Origin of the sequence: Microbacterium sp. Root322 (assembly GCF_001425645.1) — a bacterium.
GTDB lineage: Bacteria > Actinomycetota > Actinomycetes > Actinomycetales > Microbacteriaceae > Microbacterium > Microbacterium maritypicum.
Genome location: NZ_LMCS01000003.1, coordinates 611241 through 636218 on the forward strand (window position 1 = coordinate 611241; position 24978 = coordinate 636218).

Here is a 24978-nt window from a genome sequence, read left to right on the forward strand (position 1 = left end):
GCCTACGACCACCGAGTGCCGCCGTCCGGGGGGACGGCGGCACTCGGTCTTGCGGAAGCGATCAGGCGGAGGCGGCGCGCAGTCCTTCGAGGAGCGGGGTCGTCGGGCGACCGATCAGACGCGCGAGCGTGCCGTCGGTGTCGGCGAGTGCCCCGTCCTTGATGCCGGCGTCGAGCGCGGCGACGAATCCGGCCGTGCCCTCGTCGAGGCCGGCCTCACGCAGCGCCGCGACCTGGTCGTCGAAGCCGAGACGCACATACGAGACCTCGCGTCCGGTCAGCTCGGAGAAGGTCGCAGCGAGGTCGGAGTACGTCCAGGCGACGTCGCCCGCCAGCTCGTACACCTCGCCGATGTGCCCGTCTTCGAGCGCCACTGCGGCCGCAGCCTCGGCGAAGTCCCTGCGGCTCGCCGAGGCGACGCGTCCGTCCCCGGCACCGGCGGCGAGCACGCCCGTCTCGGCGGAGCGGGTGAGGTCGGCGACGTAGTTCTCGGTGTACCAGTTGTTGCGGAGGATCACCGCGGGCACACCTGCGGCGGCGATGAGCTCTTCCGTCGCCTTGTGCTCCGGCGCCAGGACCAGGTCGCTCGTGGTGGCCTTCGGCACACTCGTGTAGACGAGCTTCGAGACGCCGGCGGCCTTCGCCGCATCGATGACCGCGCGGTGCTGGGCAACGCGCTGACCGACCTCGGAGCCGGAGACCAGCACGACGGTGTCGATACCCTCGACGGCGGTCGCGACCGAGGCGGCGTCGGTGTAGTCGAGGTGCACGACACGCACGCCCAGATCGGCGGCCTTGGCCGTGTTGCGAGCTCCGGCGACGATCGACTGCGGGTCGGCGCCGCGCTCGAGGAGGCCGGCGATGATGAGACGGCCGAGGTTGCCGGTCGCACCGGTGACGAGGATGGTCATGAGGGTCCTTTCGTAAGTGACATCCTCGACAACCCGAGAGCGGGCATCCCGCATTCCATCCAGCGGGTACCCACTTTGAAGTAAGGTACCCACATGACGGTTAGTTTCGCGCAGATAAAGGAATCCACTCCGTTCGTCTTCGATCAGAACTGCGGCACGCGCGTCATCCTCGATCACATCATGAGCAAGTGGGGCGTTCTCGTGCTCTCCTGCCTGTCCGACGGCACCCACCGCTGGGGCGCGCTGCGACGGGAAGTCGACGGCATCAGCGAGAAGATGCTCGCCTCCACCCTGCGTACGCTCGCCGAAGACGGATTGGTGCACCGGGAATCCCTCCCGACCGTGCCGCCGCACGTGGAGTACAGCCTGACCCCGCTCGGGCGTGACCTGATGGAGAGGATGCTGCCGTTGATGGAGTGGGTGGCCGAGCACGCTGACGGCATGCTCGAAAGGCCCTGATTCCACGGATTCCGTCGTGAAGGTCCATTCCGCGCTTCGGATTCAGACGGTCGAAGAAACCCGTTGACGCGATAACCGCGGTGGCTCTACTGTTCTGACATGGCAGCAACGACGCCGATTCATCTGGAACGACCCGACGGCAAGGGTCTGGCTGCGGGAACACTGGGGCTCTGGGGCTCGACCGTCATCGGTCTCGCCTCGACGGCGCCCGTCTACTCGCTCGTCGCGACGCTCGGCTTCGTGGTGCTCGCTGTGGGCGCCCAGGCGCCGATCGCCTTCATCATCGCCTTCGTCCCGATGCTCCTGATCGCCTTCGCCTATCGCGAGCTCAACAACGCGGTCCCCGACTGCGGGACGACCTTCACCTGGGGGACCAAGGCCTTCGGCCCGTGGGTCGGCTGGATGGGCGGCTGGGGTGTTGCTGTGGCCGGCATGGTCGTGCTCGCCAACCTGGCCCAGATCGCCTCGGTCTACTTCTGGTCGCTGATCGGGCAGGACCTGGAGAACAACGACTGGCGGGTCGTCGTGGTGGCCGTGCTCTTCATCGCGGCCATGACCTGGGTCAGCTGGCGCGGGGTCGAGATCGGCGAGCGCATCCAGAACATCCTGCTCGGCATCCAGTACCTCGCGCTCGCGATCTTCGTCGTCACCGCGCTCTGGCAGTTCTTCGCCGGCACCGCACCCAATCCGACCCCGTTCGACTGGGAGTGGATGAACCCGTTCGCGTTCACCGACTGGTCGGGGTTCACCGAGGCCATCCTGCTCGCACTCTTCATCTACTGGGGATGGGACACCTGTCTCGCCCTGAACGAGGAGACGAAGGACCCGAAGCGCATTCCGGGCCGCGCAGCGCTCCTGACGACCGTGATCCTGCTGTTCACCTACGTCGCCGTGACCATCGCGGCCATGATGTACGCCGGTCTCGGAGAAGACGGCACGGGCCTGGGCAACGAGGCGAACGCCGACGACTTCTTCCTGGCGATCAAGGACGGGCTGCTCGGACCGTTCGGCTGGGTGCTGGTGGTCTCGGTGATCATCTCGGCGATCTCGTCGACCCAGACCACGATCCTCCCCACCGCTCGCGGCACGCTCGCGATGGGTGTGTACCGCGCTCTGCCCGCCCGGTTCAAGGAGGTGCACCCGACCTACAAGACCCCGTCGTTCTCGACCATCGTGATGGGCGTGGTCGCGTCGCTCTACTACGTCGGGATGACGCTGATCAGCGACAACATCCTGCAGGACTCGATCCTCTCGCTGGGGCTCGCGATCGCGTTCTACTACGCCATCACCGGGTTCGCCTGCGTCTGGTACTTCCGCAAGGATCTGACCTCCTCCGCCCGCGAGTTCTTCTTCAAGGGCCTGTTCCCGCTGCTGGGCGGGCTCATGCTGGCCTGGGCGTTCATACAGTCGGCGATCGACATGTGGGACGTCGACTACGGCTACACGGTCCTGTTCGGCATCGGCGGCACGTTCGTGATCGGCGTCGGCTCGCTGGCCTTCGGCCTGGTGCTGATGTTCCTCTGGTACCTGTTCCCTCGATCGAAGCGGTTCTTCCGCGGTGAGAGCCTGAACCGGGAGACCCAGGTGATGGTGCCGGACGAGCCCGCCGTGACGATCCGTTCCATCGACGGAGGCATCTGAGGATGCCGGTCGCGACGGCGGATCTCTACGACGAGCTCGAAGAGGGGATCCAGTCGCTCTCGCTGCAGCTGCGATCGTTCGGCGGCCGGTCGGCATTCGACGGTCCGATCCGCACCGTCCGCTGTTTCGAAGACAACGCGCTCGTGAAGTCCGTGCTGGCGACACCCGGTGCGGGCGCCGTGCTCGTCGTCGACGGTGCAGGCTCGCTCGAGACGGCGCTCATGGGCGACCTGATCGCGGCCTCAGCGGTGGCGAACGGCTGGGCGGGCGTCGTGATCAACGGGGCGATCCGCGACCGCGTCGCGATCGATGCGCTCGACCTCGGCGTCAAGGCGCTGGGCACCAATCCGCGCAAGAGCGCCAAGCTCGGTGCGGGCGAGCTCGACGTCACGCTCGTGATCGCTGGAGTGGTGTTCCGACCCGGAGCGCATCTCTACAGCGATGAGGACGGCATCCTGGTCGAGCACTGAGGGTCGCCCGGTGGTACCGGGGCGCTTGTCCTAGGCTTGCTGCGTGCGCATCCGGCTCGACATCGCCTACGACGGCACCCACTTCCGCGGGTGGGCGAAGCAGCCGACTCTCCGCACGGTCCAGGGGACGCTGGAAGCCGCGCTCGCGCGCATCGTCGGCTCCGACGTGCAGTTCGTGGTGGCCGGCCGCACCGACGCCGGAGTGCATGCGAGCGGGCAGGTCGCGCACGTCGACCTCGACGAGAAGCAGTGGTCGCGCATCGAAGCGAGGCAGGGGCGTGCACCGCTGGAACCAGCCGAGACCATCGCCGGGCGCATGCGGGGAGTGCTCGGTGCCTACTCCGATGTCACCGTGACCCGCACGTCGATCGCTCCTGAGGGGTTCGACGCCCGGTTCTCCGCCGTCTGGCGACGCTACCGTTACCGACTCGCCGATGGTCAGGCGGGCTACGATCCGCTGCGCCGCCACGACACGACCGTCGTCCGCGGTCGCCTCGACGAAGACGCGATGGATGCCGCGGCGAGGACCCTGATCGGACTGCACGACTTCGCGGCGTACTGCAAGCCGCGTGAGGAGGCGACGACCATCCGCACCCTGCTCGACTACCGCTGGGAGCGCGATGCCGACGGCGTGCTCGTCGCCGAGGTCAAGGCCGATGCGTTCTGCCACAGCATGGTGCGCGCGCTCGTGGGCGCCTGCGTGGCCGTGGGCGAGGGGCGCCTCGACGTCGACGACCTCGTGGTGCTGCGCGATGCGCTCACCCGGACCAGCGAGTTCAAGGTGCTGGCCGCTCGCGGCTTGATCCTCACCGAGGTCGGCTACCCCGCAGACGAGCTGCTCTCGTCCCGTGCCACTCAGACCCGCGCCCGTCGCGATGGAGCGAACGGCTGAGATGACGGCGCCGACCGGCGACCGGCCGAACGCGTTCGCGGAGGCTCTGCGGGCGGCGGTCTCCGAGCGCGGCATCACCCTCGCCCGTCTGCGCCGGCAGCTCGCCGACGACGGCAACGTCGTGTCCATGGCCACGCTCAGCTATTGGCGTTCTGGTGATCGCCAGCCGGAGGGTGCCCAATCCCTTGCCATCGTCGAGGGCATCGAGGACCGCCTCCGCCTTCGTCGCGGTCATCTGAGCGCCCTCCTGGGCCCGTCCGCTCGACTCGGCGCGGTCCCGCCTCCGCGTCTGCCGTTCGACGAGGAGCGCGAGAACCGGGAGACGGAGCAGACGCTCGCGGCGCTGCGTTCCTCCCCTCAGGAGACTCTGCGGGATCTCTCGACCCAGATGACGGTGCGCGTCGGCGCGGACGGTGCCGTCGCGAGCATCGTGATGCGCTCGCTCGTCCAGGCCACCCGTGGGGTGATCACCGAGCTCCCCCTCATCGACGTCGCTCCAGAGGAGACCGAGGTGCTCTCCGTCATCTCGAATCTCGTCGGCGGTCGCGTGGATCGCGAGTATCTGCACCCCGGGCATCGGGTCTCCGGGGTGGTGATCGCGCTGGATGAGCCGATCGTGGTCGGCGACACGACTCTCTTCGAGTTCACCGAGACCTTCCCGCCCGGATCCCCGGTTCGACAGTCGGCGTGGCACGCGACCTCGCGACCCGCGCGCGAGACGCTCATCTGGGTACGGTTCCATCCGGACGCCCTGCCGAGCTGGTGCGAGGAGTACGCCGAGACGGACGACGACTACGTGTGCGTCATCCGGCCGGTGCGCGGGGGGTCCGTGCACGCCGCCCGCCACGGATTCGGTCCGGGCGTTCTCGGAATCCGCTGGGGATACGACGACGATCCGGAGCCGGGGCACAGCAGGGGCGAGTAGCGTGGAACGGTCATGAAGGTCATCTCGTACAACCTCCAGAAGCACCGGGCCGCCGGCGAACTCGCGGCGCTGGTGCGCGAGCACGATCCCGACATCCTCTGCCTGCAGGAGTGCGACGTGCCCGAGCTGCCGGCGCAGATCGGCGATCTCGTGCTCGCGGACGCCACCCAGGGCAACCGCCTCGGACTCGCGCTCTTCTATCGCGCGAGCACGTTCCGCCTGCAGGCGATCCGCATGCTCGGCCTCAAGAAGTCGCTGCACGACCGCATCGCGAAACCGGCGCACGAGCGCGTGCTCGGTGCGCGGCTGAGCGACATCGACGACCGCCAGGATTTCATCGTCGCCTCGTTCCACGCAGCACCGCTGACCGCGTTGAACTCCCTGCGACGCCACCAGATCCGTGCCGCGCTCACCGAGCTCGCGGCACTCGGCGAAGGTCTGCCCCAGCTGATGGTGGGGGACTACAACTACCCGATCTTCAAGGAGAACCTCGGCCAGGCCGTGCGCGACCACGGGTACGCGCTCTCTCTCAGCGACGACCACACCTACACGCGCTACCGCGTCTTCCGCGGGCACTACGACTTCGCCACCTCCACGGGGTTCGAGATCGAGCGCATCACGACCCTGCCGCAGGGGGCGAGCGATCACCGGCCGATCCTCGTGACGGTCAAGCCCGACTGAGCCCGTGGTTTGGGCATACGGCACGGCGTGGCGTATGATTTCTCTTTGGTGCCTTTCCCCGCTCGCGGAGAAGGGGCATCGTCCGAACGTGAGCCCTCCACTGGCGTGTTCCTCCCTGTCGGGAAGAACCACCCCGGAGTGGGATTCACGAACTTCTCCGTTCGACACAAGAAAGCAGCACTATCGTGACGCGCACTTACACCCCCAAGGCTGGCGAAGTCCAGCGCGATTGGGTCGTCATCGACGCCACCGACGTCGTTCTCGGCCGTCTGGCCTCGCACGCCGCTACGCTCCTGCGTGGCAAGCACAAGCCGACCTTCGCCAACCACATCGACTCGGGTGACTTCGTCATCATCGTGAACGCGGAGAAGGTTGCGCTCACCGGTCAGAAGCTCCAGAAGAAGATGGCCTACCGCCACTCCGGTTACCCGGGCGGCCTGAAGTCGGTCACCTACGCCGAGCTCCTCGAGAAGAACCCGGTCCGCGCTGTCGAGAAGGCCATCCGTGGCATGCTCCCCAAGAACAGCATCGGCCGCCAGCAGCTGTCCAAGCTCAAGGTGTACGTCGGTGCCGAGCACCCGCACGCCGCGCAGCAGCCGACGCCGTACACCCTCGACCAGGTCGCCCAGTAAGCGCCGTAAGACTTAAAGGACATACTCGTGGCTGACATCCAGGACACCACCGAAACCCCCCAGAACTTCTCGACGTCGACTCCCGAGACCGACGTGGTCGAGGCGGCTCCCCGCCCCGTCCTCAGCGTCCCGGGTGCCGCTGTCGGCCGTCGCAAGCAGGCCATCGCCCGCGTGCGCATCGTCCCCGGCTCGGGAACGATCACGGTCAACGGCCGCACGATCGAGGACTACTTCCCGAACAAGCTGCACCAGCAGCTGATCAACGACCCGTTCACCGTGCTGAACCTCGCCGGTGCATACGACGTCATCGCGCGCATCTCCGGCGGCGGCCCCTCGGGCCAGGCCGGTGCGCTTCGCCTCGGCATCGCCCGTTCGCTGAACGGCATCGACGAGGAGAACAACCGCCCGACCCTGAAGAAGGCCGGCTTCCTCTCGCGCGACGCCCGCGTCAAGGAGCGCAAGAAGGCTGGACTCAAGAAGGCCCGTAAGGCGCCTCAGTACTCGAAGCGTTAAGGTCAACTGCTCCGATGCCGATCTTTGGCACGGACGGTGTGCGAGGACTCGCCAATGGCATCCTCACCGCCGACCTGGCGCTCACCCTGGCCCAGGCGACTGCTGTCGTCCTGGGCCAGGGCCGTACTGCGGAGGCTCGCAAGGCCGAAGGCAAGCGACTCACCGCAGTGGTCGCCCGAGACCCCCGGGTCTCTGGACACTTCATCGCCGCGGCCGTCGCCGCGGGTCTCGCCTCCTCCGGAGTCGACGTGCTCGAGGCGGGAGTCATTCCGACGCCCGCGCTCGCATTCCTCGTCGCCGACCGTGACGCCGACTTCGGCGTGATGATCTCGGCGTCGCACAATGCTGCGCCCGACAACGGGATCAAGATCTTCGCCCGCGGAGGCCGCAAGCTTCCCGACGTGGTCGAGCAGCGCATCGAAGAGGCCATGGCCGGCGACAAGCTGCGCCCCACGGGCGCCGGAGTCGGTCGCATCGATCGGTTCTCCGACGCCGAGGACCGCTACGTGGTGCACCTGCTCGGATCGCTCCCGAACCGCCTGGACGGCATCCACGTGGTGCTCGACTGCGCCCACGGCGCGGCATCCGGCGTCTCACCGGAGACGTTCCGCGACGCTGGCGCCGAGGTGACCGTCATCGGGGCAGACCCCGACGGCTGGAACATCAACGACGGTGTCGGCTCGACTCACCTCGACAACCTCGCCGAGGCCGTCGTGCGTCTGGGCGCCGACATCGGCATCGCCCATGACGGCGACGCCGACCGGTGCCTCGCGGTGGATGCCGAGGGAAACCACATCGACGGCGACCAGATCATGGCCATCCTCGCGGTGTCCATGAAGGAGCGCGGTCACCTCACCGACGACACCCTCGTCGCGACGGTGATGAGCAACCTCGGTTTGCATGTCGCGATGCGCGAGCACGGGATCACCGTCCGACAGACCGCTGTCGGAGACCGCTACGTGCTCGAGGACATGAACGAGGGCGGCTACGCGCTCGGCGGCGAGCAGTCCGGTCACGTCATCATGAGCGAGTACGCCACCACGGGTGACGGAATCCTCACAGGCCTGCACCTGGTGGCCGAGATGGCGCGGCAGAAGAAGTCGATCGCCGAGCTCGCATCGGTGATGACCATCTACCCGCAGGTTCTCATCAACGTGCGCGATGTCGACAAGGACCGCGTCGCAGACGACGAGGTCGTGCAGCAGGCCGTGCGCGACATCGAGATCGAGCTGGGTGATTCCGGACGCGTGCTGCTGCGCAAGTCCGGCACCGAGCCGCTGGTGCGTGTGATGGTGGAGGCGGCCGACGCAGAGTCGGTGCATGCCTATGCCGGACGCCTCGCGGCGGTGGTGCAGGAGCGCCTGTCGCTCTGACGTCCGCACAGATTCAGTGACGGCCGACCGCTGTGTTCAGCGGTCGGCCGTCTCGTTCTGGGGGGCGTTGCGCGGCCTCGCGGTGCGCGCGAAGCGCACGGGGGGTGGCGCCGTACTCTTCCTCGAGTGCGCGACGCAGGCTGATGGGTGAGGGGAAGCCGGCACGCTGCGAGATCTGCTCGATGCTGAGCGAGTCGAACCGGCTGTCGAGCAGGAGTGACTTGGCCAGACGCGCCCGCTGGCGCCTGATCTCGCAGGCCACGCTGTTCTCCGCCTCCGCGAAGACCAGCTGCAGCTGACGCAGCGACGATCGCACTTCGCGGGCGACCCGTGCGGGGTTCAGTGCGGGATCGCTGCACTGCTGCGCGATGACAGCGACCGCCTTGTCGCGCAGAGCGGCGTGGGGGGAACGGTGCCCGGATGCCCCGTCGACGCGGTCGAGCAGGATGGCTCCGCTCATCTCCACGATCAGGCGATCGATCGCGTAGCGTTCGATCGCGGTCGCCGTGTCGTCGACGGCCAAGACTTGTTCGACGAAGGCCTGCATCGCGCGGTCCAGCGGGCGCCGCTCCTCGAGGACCTGAGCGGTGGTGGGCAGCGCCGCGACGAATGCTCCGAGCGCGGCCCGGGGAACACACGCGGCGGTGATGCTCCAGGAGCCTGCGCAGCGCACGTGCTGGGCGATCCCGGACGGCGCGATCACGAGCCCGCTCCCGACCGGCGTCCACGGGCCGTTGTGCTCTTTCGCCACGAGTCCGGGTGCATCGACGAAGGCGAACACGGCGTGGTCGGGGCGTACGGTGACGGTGTCGATGGACAGTTCGTGGGCTGCGCCCTGCATCGACAGCAGGAGCACGGGGCCGGTCGTTCGCTGCGTCGACGTGATCGTCGTGCGTTCGTCGACGACATGCACGCCGTGTGAGAGCAGCTCTCCTGAGCCGATCTCTCTCACATCTCCCGGACTCACACAGCCTCCCCGACGCCGATGACCATGGGGCGGCCCCGACCCTGGGCCGGTGCTCGCTTGGTCAGAGGATACCGGCGGCGACGGAGGCGGCAACAGAGGCTGTCACTCCGTGCGACCGGTCGCTCAGCGTCGGGAGTCGTTCCAACCCAGCTGCTCGATGTACCGCAGCAGCACGCCTTCACGCAGCGCCCACGGCGATACTTCAAGCTCGTCGACGTCCAAGGCGGTCATCGCGGCGTGCAACGACACGGCGGCCGCCACGATCTGGAACGTGCGATCCGGTGTGATGCCCGGCAGCTCCTGACGCGCGGAAGCGGGAAGGCGTGCGAGGCGTGGGATCCACGATCCGAGCGACGCCCGGGGGAGCAGCATCCGCTCGCTTCCGGACCACCCCGGCGCCGGGTAGCCGACCAGTCGGGCCAGAGAACGGATGGCCTTCGACGACCCCACGACGTGATCGGGCCGGGGGAGCGCGACGAACCGCGGGAGGACATCGGCCAGAGTCGTCGCCGCGTGGGCGCGCAGCCGCTCCACGTCGCTCTCGCCCGGAGGATCGTTCGGCAGGAACTGCACCGTCATGCGTCCGGCGCCGAGGGGAACGGATGCCGCAGCGTCGGGCATCTCCTCCGCTCCTGCGGCGATCTCGAGTGAACCGCCCCCGATGTCGAGGAGCAGGATCTGTCCGGCCGACCAGCCGAACCAGCGTCGCACCGCGAGGAACGTCAGCTCGGCCTCGGTCTCCCCATCGAGCACCTGCAAGGGCTGGCCGAGAGCCGCTTCGATGCGGGCGATGACCTCGGTTCCGTTGCGCGCATCGCGGACGGCGCTCGTCGCCGTGGCCAGCAGCGCGTCGACGCGCTCGCTCTCCGCCACGCGCCGCGCCTGCGCGACCGCGGCGACGAGGGCGACGACGCCTTCCTCCGAGATGGAGCCGTCGGGTGTGAGGTAGCGCATGAGGCGCAGCACCGTCCTGTCGCTCGTCGTCGCGAGCGGCCGTCCGCCGGGGCGGACGTCGGCCGCCAGCATGTGGACGGTGTTGGATCCGATGTCGAGGACTCCCAGGCGCACGGGAAGAGACTACTCGCCCCCCGATACGATGTACTCCGTGACCACCGCCGACCCCACGCTGCCACTGTCGCCCTATCGGGAGATCGGACGCGCGGAGTGGGCGCGCCTGGCGGCCGGGCTCGACCAGCCGCTCACCGAGACCGAGGTCGTCGAGCTCCGCGGCATCGGGGACCGTCTCTCCCTCACCGAGGTGCGCGAGGTGTACCTGCCGCTGAGCCGTCTGCTCAGCCTGTACGCCACCGCGACGAAGCGACTGGGCGCCGCCACCTCGTCGTTCCTCCAGGAAGACGACACCACGACGCCGTTCGTCGTGGGCGTCGCCGGTTCCGTGGCTGTGGGCAAGTCCACCATCGCCCGTCTGCTGCGCGAGCTCATGAGCCGCTGGCCGGGAACGCCTCGGGTGGAGCTGGTCACCACCGACGGATTCCTGTACCCGAACGCCGAGCTCGAGCGCCGCGGCATCATGGATCGCAAAGGGTTCCCCGAGTCGTACGACCGTCGAGCGCTGATCGAGTTCCTCACCGAGGTCAAGAGCGGCGCCACCGAGGTGCGGGCCCCGTTCTACTCCCACATGCGCTACGACATCGTGCCGGATGCGAACGTCGTCGTGCGCCGGCCCGACGTCGTGATCGTCGAGGGACTGAACGTGCTGCAGCCGCCGCCCGCTCCGAACGATGTCGCCGTGAGCGACCTGTTCGACTTCTCGATCTTCGTCGACGCCGACACCTCGCACATCGAGAAGTGGTACGTCGACCGCTTCCTCGCGCTCCGTCAGGCCGCTTTCAGCAACCCGTCCTCGTACTTCAACGTGTTCGCGCACCTCACCGACGAGGAGGCGATCACCACGGCCCTCGGCTACTGGAACGAGATCAACATGCCCAACCTCGTCGAGAACGTGATGCCCACGCGGCACCGCGCACGGCTCGTGCTGCGCAAGGGCGCCGACCACGATGTCGAGACGGTGCTGCTGCGCAAACTCTGAGGCCGCAGCCGGACCGTCGCCGTCCGAAGAATGTACGGACGACTCGCAAAAAAACCGTCTTACTCTTGATCCCATGTGTGGAATCGTCGGATACGTGGGCCCGCGCCCCAGCCAGGACATCCTTCTCGCAGGCCTCGCCCGCCTCGAGTACCGCGGATACGACTCCGCGGGTGTCGCCGTCATCGACGGAGACGGCGTGCTCGGCATGCGCAAGAAGGCGGGCAAGCTCGCCGTGCTGCGCGACTCGCTCGCCGACGCGCCTCTGCCCGATGGGTCGACCGGGATCGGACACACCCGCTGGGCGACGCACGGAGGGCCGACCGACGGCAACGCGCACCCGCACCTGGCAGACGACGACAAGCTCGCCGTCATCCACAACGGCATCATCGAGAACTTCTCCGCACTGCGCGACGAGCTCCTCGCCGACGGCGTGGTGTTCCGCAGCGAGACCGACACCGAGGTCGCCGCTGCCCTGCTCGGACGCGAGTACGCCGGCAACGGCGGCGACCTGCAGCTGGCCTTCCGCAGCATCGTGAACCGCCTCGAGGGCGCGTTCACCCTGCTGGCGATGCACCAGGACCACCCCGGCCTCGTGGTCGGCGCCCGTCGCAACTCCCCGCTCGTGATCGGCCTCGGCGAAGGGGAGAACTTCCTCGGCTCCGACGTCGCCGCGTTCGTCGAGTACACGCGCAAGGCGCTCGCGATCGGCCAGGACCAGATCGTCTCGATCACGCCGGAGTCCGTCACCGTCATGGACTTCGCCGGCACGCCCGTCGAGCCCGAGCCGTTCGACGTGTCCTGGGATGCCGCCGCCGCCGAGAAGGGCGGATGGTCGAGCTTCATGGCCAAGGAGGTCGCCGAGCAGCCCGAGGCCGTCGCCAACACGATCCGCGGGCGCATCCACGACGGCCAGGTCGTCATCCCCGAGCTCGACGGACTGGACGAGCTCTTCGTGGGCATCAACCGGGTCATCATCACCGCCTGCGGCACGGCGTCCTACGCGGCGCTGGTCGGCAAGTACGCGATCGAGCAGTGGGCACGCGTGGCCGTCGACGTCGAACTCGCCCACGAGTTCCGCTACCGCGACCCGGTGATCGGCGCCGACACGCTCGTGGTGTCGATCAGCCAGTCGGGCGAGACCATGGACACCCTGATGGCCGTGAAGTACGCCCGCGAACGCGGCGCACGCACGCTGTCGGTCTGCAACACGCAGGGCGCCACCATCCCGCGCGAGTCGGATGCCGTCGTCTACACCCACGCCGGACCCGAGGTCGCCGTGGCCTCGACCAAGGCATTCTCCGCGCAGATCACCGCGCTCCTGCTGCTGGGCCTGCACATGGGACGGGTGCGCGGCGCGATCGCCGACGCCTCGGTCGACGTCGCAGAGCTCGCGGCGCTTCCGGAGAAGATCGCCAAGGTGCTCGAAAGCGAGCAGGAGCACGTCACCCAGCTCGCCGGATGGATGGCGGACACGCGTTCGGTGCTGTTCCTGGGGCGCCACGTCGGCTACCCGATCGCGCTCGAGGGTGCGCTCAAGCTCAAGGAGATCTCCTACATCCACGCCGAGGGCTTCGCCGCCGGTGAGCTCAAGCACGGTCCGATCGCGCTCATCGAGCCGGGGCAGCCGGTGTTCGTGCTGGTCCCCTCCCCGCGTCACTCGGCACTCGTGCACTCGAAGGTCGTCTCGAACATCCAGGAGATCCGCGCGCGCGGTGCCCGGGTGATCGTGATCGCCGAGGAGGGCGACGCCGCGGTGCTGCCGTTCGCCGACGAGGTCATCCACATCCCGCTCGCCGGGGCGATGTTCGAGCCGCTGCTCGCCGTCGTGCCGCTGCAGATCTTCGCGATGGCACTGGCCACGGCCAAGGGCCTCGACGTCGACCAGCCGCGCAACCTCGCCAAGTCGGTCACCGTCGAGTAAGGCTCGTCTCGTATCACCGGAATGGCTTCGTTTCCACGGGAACGGAGCCATTTGGGCGATTTCAACCGAACGCACGCTCGGTAGGCTGAACGGGTGATCATCGGCACCGGCATCGACCTCGTGGACATCCCACGGTTCGAGCGCACGATGGAGAGGACTCCGAGGCTGCGTGAGCGGCTCTTCGCCCCTTCCGAGCGCACTCTCCGTCTTCCCTCCCTCGCCGCGCGCTACGCCGCGAAGGAGGCGCTGATCAAGGCGCTCGGCGGTTCCGACGGCGTGCACTGGACCGAGATCGAGATCGCCTCCGAGCCCTCGGGGCGCCCGCACTTCGTGCTGTCCGGGTCGACGGCCGCGGTCGTCGAAGAACGGGGCATCCTCACGCTGCATCTCACCCTCACCCACGACGCCGGTCTCGCCGCGGCGTTCGTCGTCGCCGAAGGAGCACCGCTGTGACCGCCCCCTTCCGTGAAGCGAGCATCGACCTCGACGCGATCGCCGACAACGTGCGGCACTTCCGACGCCTGACCGGCGTCGAGGTGATCGCTGTCGTGAAGGCCGATGCCTACGGCCACGGCGCGGCGATGGCTGCAGTCGCGGCGCTCTCGGCCGGTGCCACCCGCATCGGCGTCGCCGAGATCCCCGAGGCGCTCGAGCTGCGCCGGCAGGGTGTGCATGCACCGATCATGGCGTGGCTGCATGCTCCGGGGGAGCGGTTCGAGCAGGCGGCTGCCCAGGATATCGAAGTCGGGATCTCGTCGTTTGATCAGCTCGAGGCGGCCGCGACCGCTGCTGCGGTCGACCGCCCGGTGGGGGTGCACCTGAAGTTCGAGACCGGTCTGTCGCGCAACGGCATCGCCCCGGCGGACTGGGGGCGTGTGCTCGCCGAGGCCGCGCGCCTCGAACGCATCGGACGCCTTCGCATCGTCGGACTGTTCAGTCACCTCTCCAACACCTCGGCGGAAGACGACAGAGCAGCGCTCGCGAAGTTCGAAGAGGGGGTCGCCGCGGCGGCATCCTTCGGCATCCACCCCGAGATCCGGCACATCGCCGCGACCGCGGCTGCCATCGACCTGCCGGAGATGCGCCTGGATGCGGTGCGCATCGGCGTGGGACTCTTCGGCCTCTCGCCGTTCGACGATCGCAGCTCCGCCGAGCTCGGCCTGCGTCCGGCGATGACGCTGCGGGGGGCGATCGCCGCCGTGCGCAGAGTGCCGGCCGGGACGGGCGTCTCCTACGGCTACGACCATCGCACGGACCGCGACACGACGCTGGTCCTCGTGCCTCTCGGATACGCCGACGGGGTGCCGCGCAACGCGTCGGGAAAGCTCCCGGTCTCCATCGGCGGACGCCGGTTCGTGAACGTCGGACGCATCGCGATGGATCAGTTCGTCGTTGACGTCGGAGACACCCCGGTCTCGATCGGCGACGAGGTCGTCTTGTTCGGCGACCCCACCCTCGGCGTGCCGTCAGCGGCGGACTGGGCCGATGCCGCCGACACCATCAACTACGAGATCGTCACCCGCATCGGTCCCCGCGTGCCCCGGCGGGCCTCGTGAGCGTGGACCCTGCGTTCCTCGGTCGTCGGGAGATCGCGACCGCCGAGGAGATGGAGCAGCTGGGCCTGCGCATCGGCGAACGGCTGGAAGCCGGCGACCTCCTCGTCCTGACGGGTCCGCTCGGAGCGGGGAAGACCACCTTCACCCGCGGGCTCGCCGAAGGGCTGGGGGTGCGCGGTCCCGTGCAGAGCCCCACCTTCGTGATCGCCCGCACGCACCCCTCGCTGGTCGGCGGAGCGCCACTGGTGCACGTCGATGCCTACCGCCTCGGTTCGGCGGCGGAGCTCGACGACCTCGACCTCGACCTCGAGCGCTCCGTCGTGGTGGTCGAGTGGGGCAGAGGCATGGCCGAGGAGCTGGCCGACTCCTGGTGGGACATCGAGGTGGAGCGGCCTGTGGGGTCCTCGGACGACCTCGACCCTTCGGAGCTCGATTCGGATGCGCCGAGGATCGTCACGATCGTGCGCGAGAGCGCCGCATGACCTCGACGTCGACGCCCGCACTCGTCGCCGTGATCATCGAAGACGATCCCGACGTGCGATCACTCCTGGACGAGGTGTTCCTCGCGGCAGGCTTCGAGACGATCCTCACGGGCTCCGGCGTCGAGGGGCTCGCTGCCGTCGAACAGCACCATCCGGTGATCACGACCCTCGACATCAACCTTCCCGGCATCGACGGCTTCGAGGTCGCCCGGCGGATCCGGCGGGTCAGCGACACCTTCATCATGATGCTCTCCGCACTCTCCGAAGAGTCCGACGTGGTCCTCGGGCTCACCTCGGGAGCGGACGAGTACCTGGTCAAACCCTTCCGCCCGCGCGAGCTCCGCGCCCGTATCGAGGCCCTTCTGCGGCGTCCGCGGCTTCCGGCCCCCGGTGTCGCCGACGCCCGCGTGCCCAGCCCTCGACTGCCGGACAACGGCAGGTCCGATCCCGGCGCCGAGCAGGCGCCGGACGGAGCGACGGTCCTGACATGGCGCGGCCGAGTGCACCGCGATCTCAGCCTCGACCTCGACACGCGACTGGTCCTGATCGGGCAGCGACGGATAGAACTCACACCGACCGAGTTCGACCTGCTCGCGATGCTGCTGGAGGCCGGGAAGCGGGTGTGCGGCAAGGCCGATCTCGCCCGAGGCCTGCGCGCTGCGCCGCCGGGGTCGAACGACTACGTGAGCGAGCCGGACAAGCGGGCGATCGAGACGCATATCGCGAACCTGCGACGAAAGCTCGGCGACAGCACGACGCAGCCGCGCTACATCGAGACCGTGCGCGGTGTCGGCTACCGGCTCACGTCGGACGAGGGCTCGTGAAGACCGAGGGGGCGGGGCCGTGGTTCCCCAACCACGGCCCCGATTGCCTGCGAATCCCCACTCGCGCGGCCCCAGCGTCTGCGTTGTGCCCCAGTCGCAGTATCGGCCCCCACTGAGAATGCTAGGGGCGAGAGGTCGCCTGAAGAGCGGGCTCGAACGATCTTTGAGTAATCTTGCGGCAAAGCTGAGGTTCGAAGGGGAGGGTGGACACTGATGGTCCGCACGGTGTCCATCTGGCGCTGGCAGCTCGTCTTCACCGGCAGCATCGTGGCGATCGTCGTCATGATCACCGCTTTCAAGCCCCAGACCTTCGCGAACCCCCTCGTGGTCGCCGGATTCGGTCTCGTCATTCTGACCACGGTGGCGACCCTGGCTGTGCCGTGGCATCGACTCCCGCGCACCGCGGCGACGGCCGTGCCGCTTCTGGATGCGCTCGCCGTGGGGCTCACCACCAACGCCCCCGACATCAGGCTCGGCTTCCTCTGGGTCTTCCCCGTCGTCTGGCTGGCCACCTACTTCACGTTGCCGTGGGTGCTCGGGGGCATCGCCTTCATCAGCGCCACCCTCGTGGCGTTCGCGGATCACAGCGGCGCGCCGGCCGACATCCTGCTGCGGCTGCTCACTCTCGTGATCACGCTGGGCTTCCTCGGGGTGACGATCCGCATCGGCTCACAGCGCTCCCGCGCCGCGCGTCGGCTGCTGCAGCGTCGTTCAGAGCAGGTCAATCGTGCGGCTGAGCGGGCCGAGGCCAATCAGCGACGGGTCGTCCAGATCGTCGATGCGCTGAGGGTCGCGCTCGTGGTCGTGAGCACGAGCGGGCGCGTCCTCCAGATGAACGACGCCTACCGTGCGCTCTACGGGCGCGACCGCTTCGGCGCGGCGCTGCCCTCGGCCTCCGTCGAGTACGACGCGCGGCGCGGCACTGCGCTGCCGCCCTCGCGCACCTCGCTGGCTCGGGCCGCCAGCGGGGAGCAGCTGCAGGCCGAGCGGGTATGGCTGTTCGACGGCAGGGGGCAGTGGCGTGCACTCGAGGTGAGCACGCAGTCGATGGCCAGTGCGGGCGAGGGGGAGGACATCACGCTCGTCGTGATCGACGACGTGACGGCCCTGCTCGAGGCCGATGAGGAGCGGCGCGCCTTCAACGCCGTCGTCTCCCATGAGCTGCGCAATCCGCTCACGGCGATCATCGGGCACGTCGACCTGCTCCGTGAGCGCGAAGACCTCCCCGGGCGCGTGCCGGCGCAGCTGGACATCATCGCGCACGCGGGCGAACGCATGCAGGACCTGGTCGCGAGCATCCTCCAGCAGACGAGTCGTACCGCGCAGGAGCCGTTCGCCCCCGTGGACCTGCGCGAGGTCGTCGACGAGGCCGCCGCGTCGTATGCACCGGTCTTCTCTGGCAACCGGCAGGAGCTGGTCATCGCAGGAGCGACGAGCCTCGTGATCTCCGGCGATCCCTTCCGGCTGCGACAGGTGCTGGACAACCTCCTCAGCAACGCGGCCAAGTACACCCCGGCCGGCGGGCGCATCGACGTCGCGATCGACACGGCCGCCACCGGTCAGGCGGAGGTCTCGATCATCGACAACGGGTTCGGGATGACGCCGGAGGAGCTGTCACGGGTGTTCGAGCCGTACTTCCGCGCGGAGCGGGCGGTGCGCGCCGGCATCAGCGGCACAGGGTTGGGTATGGGGATCGTGCGGGAGATCGTGGCTGCGCACGAAGGCAGCATCGACGTCTCGAGCGAGCGGGGGATCGGCACCCGCGTGATACTTCGATTCCCGCCGCGTTCCCCCGAGGAGGTACAGGCGTGAACCCTCTCGTTCCCGTCAACGTCGACATCACCACCAGCATGGTGGCCGTGGTCACGGTGCTCACGGTCATGGTCGTGGGGCTCGGCACACTCGCCCGTCCGAGCAGGGCGACGGTCGCTTGGGGCGGCGCCTTCGGCCTGGGGATGCTCGGGGCCTACCTCTGGCTCGCCGGCCAGCAGACGGACGTCGCGATGCTGCGAGGGGCGGCGTCCGCGCTCCTGCTGTGCTTCGAACCTCTGGTCTGGATCGGTCTGCGGATGCACTTCGGGCGGCGGGCCCGTCGGTGGCCGATCGTCCTGTTCGTCCTGGCCTCTCCCACCCTCCTGGTGGCCACGGCCGGCACCGGCTGGTACATGCCCGCGTTCCAGCTCGTCTTCCTCGGCAGCGCCGTCTTCGCAGGCCTGGTGGCCTACGAGCTGCTGCGCGACGGATCAGCCGTCAAGGACATCGTGCTGCCGCTGGCTCTCGCCTCTTGCGGCTTCGTGGTGGTCGCGCTCGTGAGCGCCGCGATCGCACTGATCTCCGGTGGTGCCGGCACCGAGGCCCAGCTGAGCGCACTGCGGGGTCTCAATGCCGTCGGCACCGTCGTGGTCAGCACCTGTGCGGCATTCACGCTGGTGCTGCTGGTGCGATCGGAGCAGAAGAAGGACGCTGCCGGTGACATCGCCGAACGCGCGCGTCGACGGCTGCGCAAGGCCGAGGCGCAGAGCGACCAGCCATGGTCGATCCTCGACATCCGGCTGGACGATCCCGCCGACCTCCGTGAGGCGTCGACGGGGGCGGCGTTCGCCCTCATCGTCGATCGCTTCCACCAGGACATCGAGGAGACCCTGCCGGCGTCGGCCGATGCCGATCGGGTCGCCGACGGCCGTGCGATGGTCATCATCCGCGGCAGCGACGAGTCGGTTCGTCATCATCTGCGCGAGATCCTGACGCGCATCTCGGTGATCGACACCGAGACCGCGGTGAGGGGCATCCGGTCGTCGGCGAGCATCGGCTGGGCGACTGCATCGGTGTTCGGCTACGACTATGACGCCCTCGTCACCGCGGCGGGCAGTGCGGCGGACAGAGCGCGAGCTGCCGGCGGCGACCAATGGAAGCGGGCCACGGTGGCGGACCTGGCATCCGCCTGAGGTCGACCTTCGACTAGGAGGGTCGGGCTTCCCGGCCCCGAGCGAGGGCAGCGGCGATGGCCTCTTCCGCACCGGCATCGGTCTCGGCAGCGGCGGACACGTTCTCGGCGACGACGGCCTCGATGATCTCGGTGCGCTGGATGCGCGTCTCGCGGGGCGCCTTCACACCGATCCGCACGCTGTCGCCCTTGATCTCGAGCAGCGTGATCTCGATGTCGCCGTCGATGCGCACGCTCTCACCGATCCGCCTCGTCAAAACCAGCATTCGTTCAGCCTAGTGCTGCGGGGACGACGCCGACCGCAGGAGCGGGGATGTCCCGCACGACCCCGACCGTCTCGATCGTGAGGGCGGCGGCGGTCGCCTCGGTGTAGGAGAGCACGGGAAGGCCGTCCGTCTGCGCCGAGACGAGGCGTCGCACGGCCGGCCGCAGAGACGGCGCGCACACCAGCACCGGCTCGCCGCCCTCGCGCACCGAGGACACGGCCTGCTTCACCGATTCGACCACGGCTTCCATGCGCTGCGGGTCGAACACGATCTGACTGCCCTCGTCGCCCGGACGCAGGCTCTCGAGCATCGCCTGCTCCAGCAGCGGATTGATCATCACCACACGCAGCGTGCCGGCGTCTGCGAACCGGGCGGCGATCGCGGGACCGAGCGCGGCTCGGGCGGCCTCGATCAGGCCCTCGGGGTCGGTGGAGGCCCTGGCGCGCAGTGCGAGAGCCTCGTAGATGCGACCGAGGTCGTTGATCGGCACGCGTTCCGCGAGGAGTCCCTGCAGCACGCGTTGGACCTCGGCCAACGACAGCAGCGCCGGTGTGAGCTCCTCGACCGCGGCGGGGGAGACCTGCTTGAGGGCATCGGTGAGCTGGCGCACGTCCTCGCGGCTCAGCAGGCGTGCGGCGTGGGCGTGGATCACGCTGGACAGATGCGTGATGATCACGCTCGCGCGGTCGATCACCGTGGCGCCGGAGAACTCGGCGCTGTGGCGCATCTCCATGGGGATCCACTTGCCCTCGAGCCCGAAGACCGGGTCGAGCGTCGCGGTGCCGGGGAGGGTGTCCAGGCCCTGGCCGAGAGCGAGCACGGACCCCGCCGGTGCGGTGCCGCGGCCGGTCTCGACCCCGGCGATGCGGATGACGTAGGTCGCCTGCGGCAGCTCGATGCTGTCGCGGGTGCGCACCGGCGGCGTGATGAGGCCGAGATCGAGGGCGATCCGGCGCCGGAGGGCCTTCACACGCGCGAGCAGGTCGTCGGGGCCCCCGGTGACCATATCGACGATGTCGGGGGCGAGCAGGATCTCGAGTGGATGCACACGCATCTTCTCGATGAGCTCCTCCGGTTGGTCGGTCGGGACGCTCGAAGGGCTCTGCGCGGCCGCGGCGGCCTCCTCCCGCTTCTGGGTCGCCTTGATGCGCTGCGCGATGAGCAGGAGCAGCGCCCCGATCGCGACGAACGGCAGCATCGGCATGTGCGGGATGAGCGACATGATGATCGCGGCGCATCCGGCGATGATCAGCGCGTTGCGGGACTGGCCGAGCTGGGCCGACGCCGCCGTGCCCATCTCCACCTCAGCCGTGGAGCGGGTGACGATCATGCCGGTGGAGACGGCCATGAGCAGGGCGGGGATCTGCGTCACGAGCCCGTCGCCGATCGTGAGCAGGCTGTAGGTGCTCACCGCTTCGTCGATGGTCATCCCGTGCTGCACGATGCCGATCGCGATGCCGCCGACGACGTTGATGATGATGATGACGAGACCGGCGATCGCGTCGCCCTTCACGAACTTCGACGCACCGTCCATCGCGCCGTAGAAGTCGGCTTCGGCCGCCACCTCGGCGCGGCGCTCTCGCGCCTCGGCGTCGGTGATGAGTCCGGCGTTGAGGTCGGCGTCGATCGCCATCTGCTTGCCGGGCATGGCATCGAGCGTGAACCGCGCGCCGACCTCGGCCACGCGCTCGGCTCCCTTGGTCACGACGACGAACTGGATGACGACGAGGATGAGGAAGACGACAGCGCCGATGATGAGAGAGCCGCCGACGGCGATCGCGCCGAACGCCTCGATCACCTGCCCCGCATACGCCTCCCCGAGCACGAGACGGGTCGAGGCGACGTTGAGTCCGAGCCGGAACAGGGTCGCCACGAGCAGGAGCGACGGGAACACCGAGAAGTCCAGCGGCTTCTTCACGAACATCGACGTGAGCAGGATCACCAGCGCGAACATGATGTTCAGGATGATGAGGATGTCGAGCAGGAACGGCGGCACCGGCACGACCAGGAGCATGATGATGCCCACGACTCCGATCGGCACCATCAGCTTGGTCATCAGCTGTCTCATGCGGTCCTCCGGTAGGGAAGGGAGTGGATGCCGCGCGCGGCTCCGCGTCGTCGCAGCGAGTCGACGAACACGAGCACGCGCGCCACGGCGTTGTACAGGTCTTCGGGGATCTCCTGGCCGAGCTCGCAGGCGGCGTGCAGGGCCCGGGCCAGGGTGATCTCGCGCACGAGCGGCACGCCGGCGCGCACGGCCTCGTCACGGATGCGTTCCGCGATCACACCGCTGCCCTTGGCGACCACCTTGGGGGCGGCACGACCCGGCTCGTACCGCAGTGCGACCGCGATGTGGGTCGGATTGACCACGACGACATCGGAGCCGGCGACCGCGGCGATCATCCGGTTGCGGCTGACGGCGAGCTGCCGCGAGCGTCGCTGCTGGCGGATCAGCGGGTCGCCTTCGGAGTTCTTGCTCTCGTCGCGGATCTCGCGCTTGGTCATGCGCGTGTGTTTGCGGTTGCGTCGCATCACCACGAACATGTCGATCGCGGCGAGGGCGAGCCCGACGCCGATCGCGGTCTGCAGCAGGGCGGCGGTGCCCTCGCTCGCGGTGCCGAGCAGGCGGGAGATCGAGTGCGCGCCACTCGCCGTCAGCACGGGCATCAGGCTGGCGATCACGAACCACAGCGCGATGCCGATGGCCGCGGTCTTCATGAGCGCCTTGGCGCCCTCCCAGAGGGCCTGCATGCCGAACACCCGGCGCATGCCGCTGACGAGGTTGAACTGCTCGAAGCGGCCGGTGAGCGGTTTCAGGTGCACGCCGCCCTGGACGACGGCTCCGAGCAGGGTGACGATCGCGACGGCGGCCAGCATCACGGTGATCGTGGGGAGCACGGAGGCGAGGCCGCGACCGAGGGCTGCGAGTGCCGCCTGCGGCGTCGGGGCATCGACCAGAGAGGTCAGAGTGAGCATCTGCTCGCTGCCGGCCGATGCGCCCAGGGCGATGGCCGCAGGCATGGTGACCGCCGCCGCACCGATTCCCAGCCAGGCGGTGAGGTCCTGGCTGCGGGAGAGGCGTCCCTTCTTGCGGGCCTCGCCGAGGTGCTTGTCGGTCGCCTTCTCACTGCGTTCGCCGCTGTCGGTGCCGCTCACTGGTGCACCCCCTGCATCATGCGCAGCGCCTGCGCGGCGAGGGCATCGACGATGCCGGGGAGCACGGCGTACACGGCGCCGGCGAGCAGCAGCGTCAGCAGGATCTTCACCGGGAAGCCCATCGCGAACGCGTTCAGGGCCGGGGCGACGCGGGTGATGAGTCCGAGCCCGACGTCGGCGAGGAACAGCACGAGCACCAGCGGCCCCGCGATCTGCACGGCCGCGAGCACCATCTGGGAGACCCCGTCGACGAGGAGCTCGGCCGGTCCTGCCGCCGAGAACATGCCGTCGACCGGCACGGCCTCGAAGCTGCGGGCGAGCCCGGCCAGGATCAGCTGGTACCCGCCGGAGGCGAACAGCAGCGTCAGCGCGGTCAGATGGAAGAGCCTGGTGAACTGGGCGCCGTTCACGAGCGAATGCGGGTCGAACGCCTGAGCGAGCTGGAACCCGCCGAACACGTCGATCAGGCTTCCGGCGGCCTGCAGCGCCGAGAAGCACAGCAGCACGAGGAACCCGAGCAGGGCGCCGGTGACCAGCTGCAGCACCAGGGCGCCGAGGAACGGCCCGGTGTCGAGGTTCTCGTAGCCGGGAGCGACGGCCGTGCCCACCGCGAGGGAGAGGCCGATCGCGAGCATCGCCTTCACCCGCGCCGGAATCGCCCCGTAGGAGAACGGCGGAGCGATCATGATGAACGCCGTGATGCGCACGGCGGCGAGCATCGTGGCCTCCAGCCAGGCGAAGTCGATCGGGATGTACACGGGGTCATCCGCTCAGCAGCGAGGGGATACGGGCGAACATCTCGTTCGTGAAGGCGATCATCTCCGCGATCATCCAGTTGCCGGCGATCAGCAGCGCGATGCCCACGGCGACGATCTTCGGCACGAACGACAGCGTCACCTCCTGCACCTGGGTGATGGACTGCAGCAGCGAGATGGCGAAGCCCACCACGAGGGCGGTGACCAGCACGGGCGCGGCGAGCTTCGCCGCGATGATCAACCCCTGCGTGCCGATGTCGATGACGGCTTCGGGACTCATCCGACCCCTCCGTAACTCTCCAGGAGTGCCCGGATGATGAGCCCCCAACCGTCGACGAGGATGAACAGCAGGATCTTGAACGGGAGCGAGATCATGACGGGCGGGAGCATCATCATGCCCATCGACATCAGCGCCGCGGCCACGACGAGATCGATGACCAGGAACGGGATGAAGATCACGAAGCCGATGATGAACGCGGCCCGCAGCTCGGAGATCATGAACGCGGGGATGAGGGTGTACATCGGGACGCTCGAGGGATCCTCGGGGTTGGGCTGACCCGCCATCCGGGTCATCAGGGCGAGGTCCTCCTCGCGCGTGAAGCGCAGCATCCACTCCTGCAGCGGAAGCTGGCCGACGTCGATCGCCTGCGTGAAGGTGAGGCCGCCGTCGATGTAGGGCTGCACCGCGACGGTGTTGATCTCGGTCAACACCGGCCACATGATGAACAGCGACAGGAAGAGGGAGAGACCGGCCAGCACCTGGTTCGGGGGGATGGTCGGCAGTGAGAGGGCGTTCCTGGTCATCGCCAGCACCACGAAGATCTTCGTGAACGACGACATCATCAGCAGGAGCGCCGGGGCGACCGAGAGCAGCGTGATGCCCAGCAGGGTCAGGATGGAGCCCGAGGGGCCGCCGTCGACGCCGTTGATGTCGATCGTGACGCCATCGCCCTGGTCGTCCGGGGTCACCTGTGCCTGGGCGGCCGTGCCCGTGACGAGTGTGACGACGACGACCAGCGCGAGCGCCGCGGCGAGGAGCAGGGCGATCCGTCGCAGCGCACGAGCGTCGCCGACCACGCGGGCGACGCTCATCGGGTGCGCCGGATGGCCTCGGCGGTCTGCCGCCAGGTTTCAGGGGAGAGGATGGAGCCGCGCAGCGGATCGTTGCGGTGCCGCACCCGACGCTGCGGCGTCGGGGACGCGGGTGAGACGGTCGTCGACGCGGTCAGGGCGGTGGCCGCGAGGATCCGGTCGAACTCCTCGGCGTCTGACGCTGCTTCGGCGCTCGCCGCCGACCACGTCGGAAGCGCGGGGTCGTCCTGCTCTTCCGTGGGCACGACCGGCAGGCGGTCGACGACGTTCACGCCGTGCTCGGTGACACCGAGCACGTACCGGGCATCCGCCGTCTGGATCACGACGATCTGCGCCTTCGGACCGACTCCCTGGCGACCGAGCACCGTGATCGCCTCGCTGTCCCGACGACGCGCCTGCGTGCGTGCGACGCGGCGCTGGAGGAACCACAGCACCCCGAGCACTGCGGCGAGCGAGAGCACGACCCGCA

Annotated in this window: 27 protein-coding genes; 17 read left to right on the forward strand and 10 right to left on the reverse strand. The window is 68.7% G+C overall.

The window, feature by feature from the left end; genetic code table 11:
• Positions 1–61 precede the first annotated feature (61 nt).
• Positions 62–910, reverse strand: a complete 849-nt coding sequence (locus ASC55_RS15305) for an SDR family oxidoreductase (RefSeq protein WP_055870201.1) — start codon at positions 908–910, stop codon at positions 62–64.
• A 93-nt stretch (positions 911–1003) separates the two neighbouring features.
• Between ASC55_RS15305 and ASC55_RS15310 the strand changes: the two genes are divergently transcribed.
• The 9 genes from ASC55_RS15310 to glmM all read left to right on the forward strand — a co-directional run bounded on the left by ASC55_RS15310 (position 1004) and on the right by glmM (position 8496).
• Complete coding sequence (locus ASC55_RS15310; protein ID WP_055877236.1) at positions 1004–1369, forward strand: winged helix-turn-helix transcriptional regulator; 366 nt, start codon at positions 1004–1006, stop codon at positions 1367–1369.
• Between the two features lie 99 nt (positions 1370–1468).
• Positions 1469–3010, forward strand: coding sequence for an APC family permease (locus tag ASC55_RS15315; protein WP_055870207.1), 1542 nt, complete (start codon positions 1469–1471; stop codon positions 3008–3010).
• 2 nt (positions 3011–3012) lie between these two features.
• The gene (gene rraA, locus ASC55_RS15320) at positions 3013–3480 is read left to right on the forward strand and encodes a ribonuclease E activity regulator RraA (protein WP_055877237.1); all 468 of its coding nucleotides are present in this window, start codon (positions 3013–3015) and stop codon (positions 3478–3480) included.
• Between the two features lie 43 nt (positions 3481–3523).
• Entirely contained in the window at positions 3524–4372 is an 849-nt protein-coding gene (gene truA / locus ASC55_RS15325; RefSeq protein ID WP_055877240.1) for a tRNA pseudouridine(38-40) synthase TruA, read from the forward strand.
• Position 4373: 1 nt separating this feature from the next.
• Complete coding sequence (locus tag ASC55_RS15330; protein ID WP_055877243.1) at positions 4374–5297, forward strand: hypothetical protein; 924 nt, start codon at positions 4374–4376, stop codon at positions 5295–5297.
• A 12-nt stretch (positions 5298–5309) separates the two neighbouring features.
• Positions 5310–5978 carry an endonuclease/exonuclease/phosphatase family protein gene (locus ASC55_RS15335; protein ID WP_055870221.1) on the forward strand — a complete coding sequence of 223 codons (669 nt, stop codon included), beginning with the start codon at positions 5310–5312 and terminating at the stop codon, positions 5976–5978.
• A 185-nt stretch (positions 5979–6163) separates the two neighbouring features.
• A complete protein-coding gene (gene rplM, locus ASC55_RS15340) occupies positions 6164–6610 on the forward strand; it encodes a 50S ribosomal protein L13 (RefSeq protein WP_017828209.1) in 447 nt (148 codons plus the stop codon).
• Positions 6611–6637: 27 nt separating this feature from the next.
• The gene (gene rpsI / locus ASC55_RS15345) at positions 6638–7123 is read left to right on the forward strand and encodes a 30S ribosomal protein S9 (protein ID WP_017828210.1); all 486 of its coding nucleotides are present in this window, start codon (positions 6638–6640) and stop codon (positions 7121–7123) included.
• A 14-nt stretch (positions 7124–7137) separates the two neighbouring features.
• The gene (glmM, locus tag ASC55_RS15350) at positions 7138–8496 is read left to right on the forward strand and encodes a phosphoglucosamine mutase (protein WP_055877246.1); all 1359 of its coding nucleotides are present in this window, start codon (positions 7138–7140) and stop codon (positions 8494–8496) included.
• A gap of 13 nt (positions 8497–8509) precedes the next feature.
• Here the strand turns inward: glmM and ASC55_RS15355 are convergent, their stop codons facing one another.
• The gene (locus ASC55_RS15355) at positions 8510–9463 is read right to left on the reverse strand and encodes a helix-turn-helix domain-containing protein (protein ID WP_157559474.1); all 954 of its coding nucleotides are present in this window, start codon (positions 9461–9463) and stop codon (positions 8510–8512) included.
• A gap of 123 nt (positions 9464–9586) precedes the next feature.
• A complete protein-coding gene (locus ASC55_RS15360; RefSeq protein ID WP_055870230.1) occupies positions 9587–10531 on the reverse strand; it encodes a Ppx/GppA phosphatase family protein in 945 nt (314 codons plus the stop codon).
• Between the two features lie 28 nt (positions 10532–10559).
• Here ASC55_RS15360 and coaA point away from each other — a divergent pair, with 28 nt between their 5' ends.
• From coaA to ASC55_RS15400, 8 genes are all read left to right on the forward strand, one after another.
• Entirely contained in the window at positions 10560–11513 is a 954-nt protein-coding gene (gene coaA, locus ASC55_RS15365) for a type I pantothenate kinase (protein ID WP_017828214.1), read from the forward strand.
• Positions 11514–11586: 73 nt separating this feature from the next.
• Positions 11587–13434, forward strand: a complete 1848-nt coding sequence (glmS, locus tag ASC55_RS15370) for a glutamine--fructose-6-phosphate transaminase (isomerizing) (protein ID WP_055877252.1) — start codon at positions 11587–11589, stop codon at positions 13432–13434.
• Positions 13435–13527: 93 nt separating this feature from the next.
• Positions 13528–13887, forward strand: a complete 360-nt coding sequence (locus tag ASC55_RS15375; protein ID WP_017828216.1) for a holo-ACP synthase — start codon at positions 13528–13530, stop codon at positions 13885–13887.
• Positions 13884–14990 (forward strand): alanine racemase, encoded by a 1107-nt coding sequence (alr, locus tag ASC55_RS15380; protein ID WP_055877255.1) that lies wholly within the window; start codon positions 13884–13886, stop codon positions 14988–14990. Before ASC55_RS15375 ends, alr begins: the two co-directional genes overlap by 4 nt.
• Entirely contained in the window at positions 14987–15472 is a 486-nt protein-coding gene (tsaE, locus tag ASC55_RS15385; protein WP_442922365.1) for a tRNA (adenosine(37)-N6)-threonylcarbamoyltransferase complex ATPase subunit type 1 TsaE, read from the forward strand. Before alr ends, tsaE begins: the two co-directional genes overlap by 4 nt.
• Complete coding sequence (locus ASC55_RS15390; protein WP_055870238.1) at positions 15469–16296, forward strand: response regulator transcription factor; 828 nt, start codon at positions 15469–15471, stop codon at positions 16294–16296. Before tsaE ends, ASC55_RS15390 begins: the two co-directional genes overlap by 4 nt.
• Before the next feature lie 213 nt (positions 16297–16509).
• Positions 16510–18108, forward strand: coding sequence for a sensor histidine kinase (locus tag ASC55_RS15395; protein WP_055877258.1), 1599 nt, complete (start codon positions 16510–16512; stop codon positions 18106–18108).
• Complete coding sequence (locus ASC55_RS15400) at positions 18105–19241, forward strand: hypothetical protein (RefSeq protein ID WP_055877261.1); 1137 nt, start codon at positions 18105–18107, stop codon at positions 19239–19241. The genes ASC55_RS15395 and ASC55_RS15400 overlap by 4 nt, the downstream gene beginning before the upstream one ends.
• Positions 19242–19254: 13 nt before the next feature.
• Here the strand turns inward: ASC55_RS15400 and csrA are convergent, their stop codons facing one another.
• Genes csrA through ASC55_RS15435 form a run of 7 tightly spaced genes read right to left on the reverse strand, consistent with a single transcriptional unit; the run spans position 19255 to position 24970 of the window.
• Positions 19255–19506, reverse strand: a complete 252-nt coding sequence (gene csrA, locus ASC55_RS15405; RefSeq protein ID WP_055870247.1) for a carbon storage regulator CsrA — start codon at positions 19504–19506, stop codon at positions 19255–19257.
• A gap of 4 nt (positions 19507–19510) precedes the next feature.
• On the reverse strand, positions 19511–21574 hold the full coding sequence (locus tag ASC55_RS15410) for a flagellar biosynthesis protein FlhA (RefSeq protein WP_031205350.1): 2064 nt from the start codon (positions 21572–21574) through the stop codon (positions 19511–19513).
• Positions 21571–22662 (reverse strand): EscU/YscU/HrcU family type III secretion system export apparatus switch protein, encoded by a 1092-nt coding sequence (locus tag ASC55_RS15415; RefSeq protein ID WP_055877264.1) that lies wholly within the window; start codon positions 22660–22662, stop codon positions 21571–21573. Before ASC55_RS15415 ends, ASC55_RS15410 begins: the two co-directional genes overlap by 4 nt.
• Positions 22659–23420 carry a flagellar biosynthetic protein FliR gene (locus tag ASC55_RS15420; RefSeq protein WP_055877265.1) on the reverse strand — a complete coding sequence of 254 codons (762 nt, stop codon included), beginning with the start codon at positions 23418–23420 and terminating at the stop codon, positions 22659–22661. The genes ASC55_RS15415 and ASC55_RS15420 overlap by 4 nt, the downstream gene beginning before the upstream one ends.
• 4 nt (positions 23421–23424) lie before the next feature.
• A complete protein-coding gene (fliQ, locus tag ASC55_RS15425; RefSeq protein ID WP_017828226.1) occupies positions 23425–23697 on the reverse strand; it encodes a flagellar biosynthesis protein FliQ in 273 nt (90 codons plus the stop codon).
• Positions 23694–24509, reverse strand: coding sequence for a flagellar type III secretion system pore protein FliP (gene fliP, locus ASC55_RS15430; RefSeq protein ID WP_055877268.1), 816 nt, complete (start codon positions 24507–24509; stop codon positions 23694–23696). Before fliP ends, fliQ begins: the two co-directional genes overlap by 4 nt.
• A complete protein-coding gene (locus ASC55_RS15435) occupies positions 24506–24970 on the reverse strand; it encodes a FliO/MopB family protein (RefSeq protein WP_235562600.1) in 465 nt (154 codons plus the stop codon). The genes fliP and ASC55_RS15435 overlap by 4 nt, the downstream gene beginning before the upstream one ends.
• Positions 24971–24978 lie beyond the last annotated feature (8 nt).